The organism is Microcystis sp. M165S2 (assembly GCF_020245885.1).
Taxonomy (GTDB): Bacteria; Cyanobacteriota; Cyanobacteriia; order Cyanobacteriales; family Microcystaceae; genus Microcystis.
In genome coordinates this window covers 1-7258 of sequence record NZ_JADBTZ010000351.1, presented here as the reverse complement: position 1 = coordinate 7258, position 7258 = coordinate 1, and the positions used below count along the sequence as shown (strand labels likewise).

Genomic DNA, 7258 nt, shown 5'->3' with positions numbered 1-7258 from the left:
CGCACTTTTTCTCGGTCAATGATGACAATAAGTTATAGCTTAGAAGCTAATCAACAACTAAAGCTTATGCTTGTAGCTAAGTGAAATCATTGATTAAGAGACCTGTGCTTTTCAATAACTTTTTCAGCAGACCCTAATTAATCGACCGACCACGGCAATAATTCGGTGTTTGTACCCCATCCATGGACAAGAGAATGTTTTTCATCAGTTGTGGTAAAGTAAAAACCAAGAAAGAAAGCCAGTATTTATTCTTCAAAATCACTGACTAAAATAACGCAGTCCTTTTACCAATCTTTCCACTGCCGCTAAAGCCGTTTCTGGAGATAAAGCACCGTAGGCAAGACGCAAATAACAGCCTTCCGTTATCCCAAAAGTTGAACCGGGTAACACCGCCACCCGCTGCTGCTCAATTAAACTTTTAACTAACTGAAAATCATTCTTGTCTGTGGTAATTTTCAGGAAGAAATAAAAAGCCCCTTCCGCAGTGGCAACATCACAGATATCCCTAATCGATTCTAGAGCATTCAGGCAAATTTCTCTAACTTGAATGATGGTTTTTAACTGTTCTAAAGGATAGCTTTTACCCACCTGTAACGCTCCCAGAGCCGCGTATTGCGAAACTACCGGCGGACAGATTAAAATAGTATCCTGAATCTTATTAATCGCCTCAGATAAATGTTCTGGTACTACCATATAACCAATGCGCCAACTGGCAAAACCGTAGGCTTTTGAGAGACTAAATAAGGAAATAGTCCAGGATTCACTACCAACAATTGCCGCCGGGGAAAAGTGGCGGGCATGATTATAGGTAAAATACTCATAGGCCTCATCATGAATGTGATAGATGCCCTTTTTTTGACAGATGCGATTGACTTCTCTTAGGGTATTTTCTGGATAAACTACTCCCGTGGGATTATTAGGAGAAATCGTCACCACTGCCTTAGTTTTTTCCGTGATTGCCTCTTCAATGGCGGCTGGACGCAATTGATAATTTTTGTCTGTGGCGACCAAAATTACTTGACAATTAGCCATTTTTATGGCCATTTCATGATTGAAATAAAAGGGAGTGTTGAGAATAATTTCATCCCCCGGGGAAGTAATGGCTAAAATGGCATTCATAAAAGCCATATTACTGCCCGCCGTCACAAAAATTGCCTGTTTATCGCTGATTTCTACCCGATTATCTTCGGCTAGTTTTTGCCGAATTACTGCTAATAAGGGGGGAATTCCCGCCACAGATTGATATTGATGATTTTTGGTATTGGCTAAGAATAAAGATAGAGATTCGATCGCCTCCCGGGGTGGATCATAGGAAACAATCCCTTGACCTAGGGAAATAGTACCGGGGTTCGCTTTAATTAACTGACCGACCACGGGAATTATCGGTGTTTGTACCCCGTCCATGCGGGAGAGAAGGTTCCTCATTCAAGTAATCAATGGAGCCGAGCAGAGTCGAACTGCTGTCCAAATTAGGTATTGACTGTCCGTTCATTCACAGGTTTAGTTTCGATTACCCTCGAAACGGGGACTGTCACTTATCCCGGACAGTGGGATGCTCTAGTTAAAGCTTAGACGGTTAACTAACTAGAGAAAGTTAAACGTGGCATCCGTTGGGGGTTTATCCATAGTCCTTAACGGAGTCAAACTATGAATGCTCGAGTCGATTAGAGACTATTAGGCAGCTACAGGAGCGGCTTTACGAGCGAAAGGAACGATGTTGTTCGCATTTACTTTTTGTTTGAGCCTTTGATTTACGAGAGGAGACTCACTCTCGACCTGTATCACGGGGGAGCTTTCGCTAACCTGTCGAAACCGTTACGGCCCCTTGTGCTTACATTCTGATTATAGCATATTTTTTGATTAAGCTAATTTCGGCTCAATTGAGGATTTTTCCCTTCCCAGGCGTTAGAGCCGGGCTAGATCGGTAAAAAAGGTTTTTATCGCTGATTTTTCTGAAATGGCATCGGTATCAAAGAGATAAGCCATCAGGTTCTCTCGTCCCAGATATTATCCAGTTCTTCGGCTAATTCTTCTGAATCTTCCCAATTTTCGGTTAAATTCCCTAACCCTCCCCTAATTATTGATTGCCTCGGTTTGAATTGCCACCTATCAACAATCTATCTCCATACCACAATTTAGGCATTTTGTCAAAAAAAATTTGACTTGGCAACAAAACTACACAAAAATTAGATCAACGTTGTTCGGAAAAAAAGGGAGAATTGGCGAAAGTGTTTGGTTTTGCTCAAGGGAAAAGTCTAGATTTAGCAAGGGTTTTAAGACAACCCAGATCATTAAAACCCTAAAAATTACAGTGAAGCCCACCATAGCATAATGCAAAATTATACCAGAATCGCTGGAAGTATTGCCACCTCGTAAATAAATAAAAATTATTCTCAATAAATTCTTAAGTAAAAATAAATATTACCGATTGTAAATTTAAATATTTTTAAGCATTGAAGCTATTTACATATAAAATACTTATCATTTTGCCCTAATTGTCTCTGACTTTTCCCTCCCCACAGTAACCACAGGAAAGACTATTACAGCATAATTATTGGATTCAAGAGCCAAAAGTAAAACCAGAAATATAGAGAGCTTACTAACAAGCTCTCTATAAAGTTTAGGTCTTCTACCACTTATTTTTCAGACTGGGATCTGTTAGCAGTATTCAAGCTACCAACTTGAATATTCAGATTAATTTTTTGTCCTTCCCGGCTAATTTCTACGGGTAAATTATCGCCGATTTGAGTATTAGCAACAATTTCCTGAACCGCATCGGGATCGGTGACATTCTTACCACCTACAGACTTTAACACATCACCCGATCGCAATCCCGCTTCTGCGGCAGGAGAATCTCTCATCACCCGCACTAACAAGACACCAGAATCATCGGGGATAGTCCAATTATCAGCCATAGGACTATCGGCTAATTGTTCTTTTACCTCCGAAGTTAACTGTACCATTTGAACACCGAGATAGGGATGTTCCACCTTACCCGTGGTGATTAATTGTTCGGCGATTCTTTCGGCAGTCTTAATCGGAATAGCAAAACCTAAACCCTGGGCATTTTGAATGATAGCAGTGTTAACTCCGATAACTTCTCCCCGAGAATTTAACAAAGGTCCGCCGGAATTTCCGGGGTTAATTGCCGCATCGGTTTGCAGGAAATCCACCCGTTTATCACTAGCACCAATTTGGGAGCTATGACGTTCTTTGGCACTAATAATCCCCGTGGTGACAGTGTTATCTAATCCCAAAGGATTACCGATAGCAATTGCCCATTCTCCCACCTGTAAACTATCAGAATTACCTAATTTAACCGTGGGTAAATTGCTCGCTTCCACCTGTACCACTGCCACATCAGTTAAAGGATCACTACCTAAAACTTTGCCATCGATAGTGCGACCATCTTTGAGGGTGACAGTCACCTTATCTGCTCCCTCGACAACGTGAGCATTGGTGATAATTTTACCGTCATTACTGATAATAAACCCCGAACCTGTACCTCTTTGAACTTGTTTTTCTCCTCGATCGGGTATTTGGGAACCAAAGAAGCGACGGAAAACAGGATCGTTAGCAAATTCCGAAAAATCACCGCCTCCATTGACTTCCCTAGAAGCATTAATTCTTACCACCGCCGGCCCCACTTCTTGCACCACAGAAGCGACAAAATTGGTAGGAATAGCAAGAGACGAGGGAGCGGCTGCGGCCGGTGTGGAAGGGCGAGGATTATTGGCAGCGGGGGCAATATTTTGGGCTAATTCTAGAGGATTTTGACTGTAGGCGTAGGTGGCCCCGATGCCTAACCCGACACCCAAAACCAGTAAAGAGGAATAGGCAAAAAGTTTTTTCATCCCAGAAGATTTGGAGCGTTTAGGATTGCCTTCGTTGCGCGGGGAGATATTATCGTTAAAAATATTGCGAGTCATAGTTTTTATTGTTTAACCATTCTGAGAAGGGAATAAAAGTCAGTCCTAATAATCGTGGGTGTGAGAGGAGTGTTTCGGAAAACGGCTTGGGACTGACTATCTCTAATTTAGGCTGGGGATATGAACTTACTGTGACGCAGACATGAAGTTTTGATTGCAAGGTCATTATCCTAGTGGATAGACAGATAGAAAGATAGAGGGTGGTGATTCGGTAGTAGTGATGGAGGCTTAATCCTTTGCTTTGCTGTGCATTGTAGTCATGGATAAAATACCAAAGGGCTCCCCAACGTGATTCTCCATTTTGCTAGAGAAAGATAGACTCTCTCTCACCAGCCGAGAAATCCTTTGTCGAAAGGTATTATTTAATCTTTCAATAGGATTAGTTTGACCAGTTTCTTTCCCGACCGGTCGATGACGTTTACTCGGAATTACTGTCTTATAGGACTCCCAAAAGTCTGTGTAAGTAACAGCACATTGTCGGTAAACACCGGGTAAACTGGCCCCAAAGTTTTTTGGCTGATTGACGACTCCTATCTCCTAAATAGCAACCAATAATACTAAATCTGTTGAGCATAGGCTACTTAGGGTCTGCTGAAAAAGTTTGTTGGTGGGGTTAGGAGTCAGGAGTCTCCGAGTCAGGAGCCGGTCGTTTCAGGCTTTGTTGCCCTCTCTTTTCGTACCAGTTTATGTACTATAAGAAGGATAATGCAAGGTTTTTGAGGGTCCCAATCCGATTTTCGCAGCATGAACATCAGATTTTAACAGGTCAAAAGCCTTATTTTAAAAGGGTTTTACCATTATTCAGCAAACCCTACTTATAAGGACAGGCAAAAGGGGGGGATAAATAATCAGTTTTTAATAACCGTATTTAGTATAATACCCGTCATAATGATGCTTTAAAACTGCCTCAATTTTAACAATTATTACCAGAAAAAAATTCTTGTTTAGTGATTACTCATGATCGAAAATGTACGGCTATTATGATCAATCAACTAGCAGAAAGAAGAAATTTTCTAAAGTAATGGCAGAGATGGTTAATTACCCTTGCCCCCAAGGCGGGGGTGGGAGAGGGGGAGTAGGATGCCTGCCACGAATAAAGAAAATGGTAGAACCTGAGATGCCGCGATACGGAAAGACTTCACCCCCAAACCTTCTCACTCCCCTATACCTTTTAAATAGGGATAAAAAGCTAAATAGAACAGACAAAAAGCCTGTTCTATCCATTAGGAGAAAAAAACTTAAACGGTCATGATATCTTTTTCTTTTGTCGTTAACAAATCCTCGATTTTGGCGATAAATTTATCGGTGGATTTCTGCACTTGATCCTGTAAATCCCTCGATTCATCCTCAGAAATTTCGTGACCTTTTTCCTGTTTACGGATAGCATCGATCGCATCCCGGCGAATATTGCGGATAGCCACCTTTCCTTCTTCGGCCAATTTCGCCGCTAATTTGACCAATTCCTTGCGGCGATCGCTGGTCAGGGGAGGGATATTTAAACGAATGATCTGACCGTCATTACTGGGGGTTAAACCCACGTCCGACAGAGAAATCGCCTTTTCGATCGCCCCCATACTGGTACGATCGAAGGGTTGAATGGCGATCGTGGTCGCGTCGGGAGTGCTAATGGTCGCTAGGGACTTGAGGGGAGTTTCCATGCCATAATACTCCACCACGATCCGATCTAAAAGAGAAGCATTTGCCCGGCCGGTGCGAATCGTATTAAAAGCTCTCTGGGTTGATTCGACGGTTTTGTGCATATGGTCTTGAACTTCAGCTAACTTCACAGAATCCTCCTACCAATGTTCCAACGGGTTCACCTTTGACAGCGCGAACAATATTACCTGCTACCGACAGATCGAAAACGACTATCGGGATATTATTTTCCTTGCACAGAGCGATCGCCGTTCCGTCCATCACCCGCAGATCATGAGTCAGCACATGACCGTAGGTAAGACTTTGAAAGCGTCGCGCCTTAGGGTTATGGGAGGGATCGGAATCATAAACTCCATCCACTTTCGTCGCTTTAAACACCACTTCCGCATCGATTTCGGCAGCGCGCAGGGCCGCCGTGGTATCGGTGGTAAAGAAAGGATTACCCGATCCCGCACCGAAAACCACCACCCGACCTTTTTCCAGATGACGGATTGCTCGCCGGCGGATGTAGGGTTCAGCCAATTCCTGCATGGCAATCGCCGTTAATACCCTAGTCGGTACTTGCGCTCGTTCTAGGGCATCCTGCAAGGTCATAGCGTTCATGACTGTTGCTATCATACCAATATAATCGGCTGTGGCCCGATCCATGCCGGCCGAGGCGGCTTTCACCCCGCGAAAAATATTGCCCCCACCGACCACGATCGCCAATTGGATGCCTTGGTCAACCACTTCGGAGATTTCCTGAGCGATAGCGGAAACCACCATCGGGTCGATCCCATAGCCGAGATTGCCCATCAGGGCCTCCCCACTCAGTTTTAATAATACCCGCTTGTACGCCATGCCCTTACTACCACTCGCTAAAACAAGATCTAGATAATTTTTGTCTCCCCATAAGATAGCAGGTTTTGGCCTTGATTTAAGCTGACTGGTTCACTCTCCCAGAGGGACGAGAAGCTAAACTTAATAAATCTTTTTGTTGGGAAATTTGTATTTAGTGATACCTTTGTTATTAAGGGAAGCTTAGTTTTATAGAGAATTAATAACCGTGGTCAGCGATCGATTACTATTGGTCAACAAAAGCAATCAAGGGGCCGCTAAGATCGATACCTTTGATTGGGTGTATGGGTTTCAGGATGGAACTCGTCTGATGGGAAAGGTTTGCGGTTACTTAGATCCCGATAGTAATCGTCTTCTCGATCCCGAAAACTGCAGCGCTATCTACCAGAATGCCCAGGGACAAGTCCTTAGTCGTTGGCAAGCTGGAGATTTTATCGCTTTTGAACTAACCACCACCGGGGAAGATCTCCTGATCGTGGCTTCTAATGACAATTGTATCGGTAATAGTTTCTGTTTGGTTTCGGGCATTAGTCGCAGCTGCGCCCAAGTTAGCGATGAAGGAAAATCCCTCGTCCGGGAGGTTTTTCAATACCCTGCTTGGTCTTTCCAGGGCGATAATAGCACTTCTAAGCCGGCTTTCAGTTGGAATTGTTCCGTATCTCCCTTTTTCCCCTTTGTTTCCCTGCGTTTTAATCTTCAGTCCACCAGCAGCAAAAAATTCTATCGTTGGACGGTTTCCCCCTATTTTCCCTTTTGTCCCCTCTTAGAAGTGGGAGAATCCCTTGCCTAATTAGGGTTTGCTGAAAAAGTTTTTCGGTGGGGGTTGGGGGTTGGGG

5 protein-coding genes, 1 other RNA gene and 1 pseudogene are annotated in these 7258 nt (G+C 43.5%); 1 reads left to right on the top strand and 6 read right to left on the bottom strand.

Features of this window, described 5'->3' with window-relative positions; all coding sequences use genetic code 11:
* Window positions 1–258 precede the first annotated feature (258 nt).
* The 6 genes and pseudogenes from IM479_RS17570 to pyrH all read right to left on the bottom strand — a co-directional run bounded on the left by IM479_RS17570 (window position 259) and on the right by pyrH (window position 6425).
* Window positions 259–1425, bottom strand: a complete 1167-nt coding sequence (locus tag IM479_RS17570; protein WP_287687712.1) for a pyridoxal phosphate-dependent aminotransferase — start codon at window positions 1423–1425, stop codon at window positions 259–261.
* A gap of 9 nt (window positions 1426–1434) precedes the next feature.
* Window positions 1435–1825: a transfer-messenger RNA gene (gene ssrA / locus IM479_RS17565) on the bottom strand.
* Window positions 1826–2636: 811 nt separating this feature from the next.
* On the bottom strand, window positions 2637–3929 hold the full coding sequence (locus tag IM479_RS17560; protein WP_287687713.1) for an HhoA/HhoB/HtrA family serine endopeptidase: 1293 nt from the start codon (window positions 3927–3929) through the stop codon (window positions 2637–2639).
* Between the two features lie 247 nt (window positions 3930–4176).
* Window positions 4177–4479: pseudogene (locus IM479_RS17555) on the bottom strand (IS1 family transposase); the annotation flags it as partial.
* Window positions 4480–5167: 688 nt separating this feature from the next.
* A complete protein-coding gene (gene frr / locus IM479_RS17550; protein ID WP_416361047.1) occupies window positions 5168–5689 on the bottom strand; it encodes a ribosome recycling factor in 522 nt (173 codons plus the stop codon).
* A gap of 13 nt (window positions 5690–5702) precedes the next feature.
* A complete protein-coding gene (gene pyrH, locus IM479_RS17545) occupies window positions 5703–6425 on the bottom strand; it encodes a UMP kinase (RefSeq protein WP_158200398.1) in 723 nt (240 codons plus the stop codon).
* Between the two features lie 205 nt (window positions 6426–6630).
* Between pyrH and IM479_RS17540 the strand changes: the two genes are divergently transcribed.
* Window positions 6631–7212 carry a hypothetical protein gene (locus IM479_RS17540; RefSeq protein WP_287687715.1) on the top strand — a complete coding sequence of 194 codons (582 nt, stop codon included), beginning with the start codon at window positions 6631–6633 and terminating at the stop codon, window positions 7210–7212.
* Window positions 7213–7258: the final 46 nt, after the last annotated feature.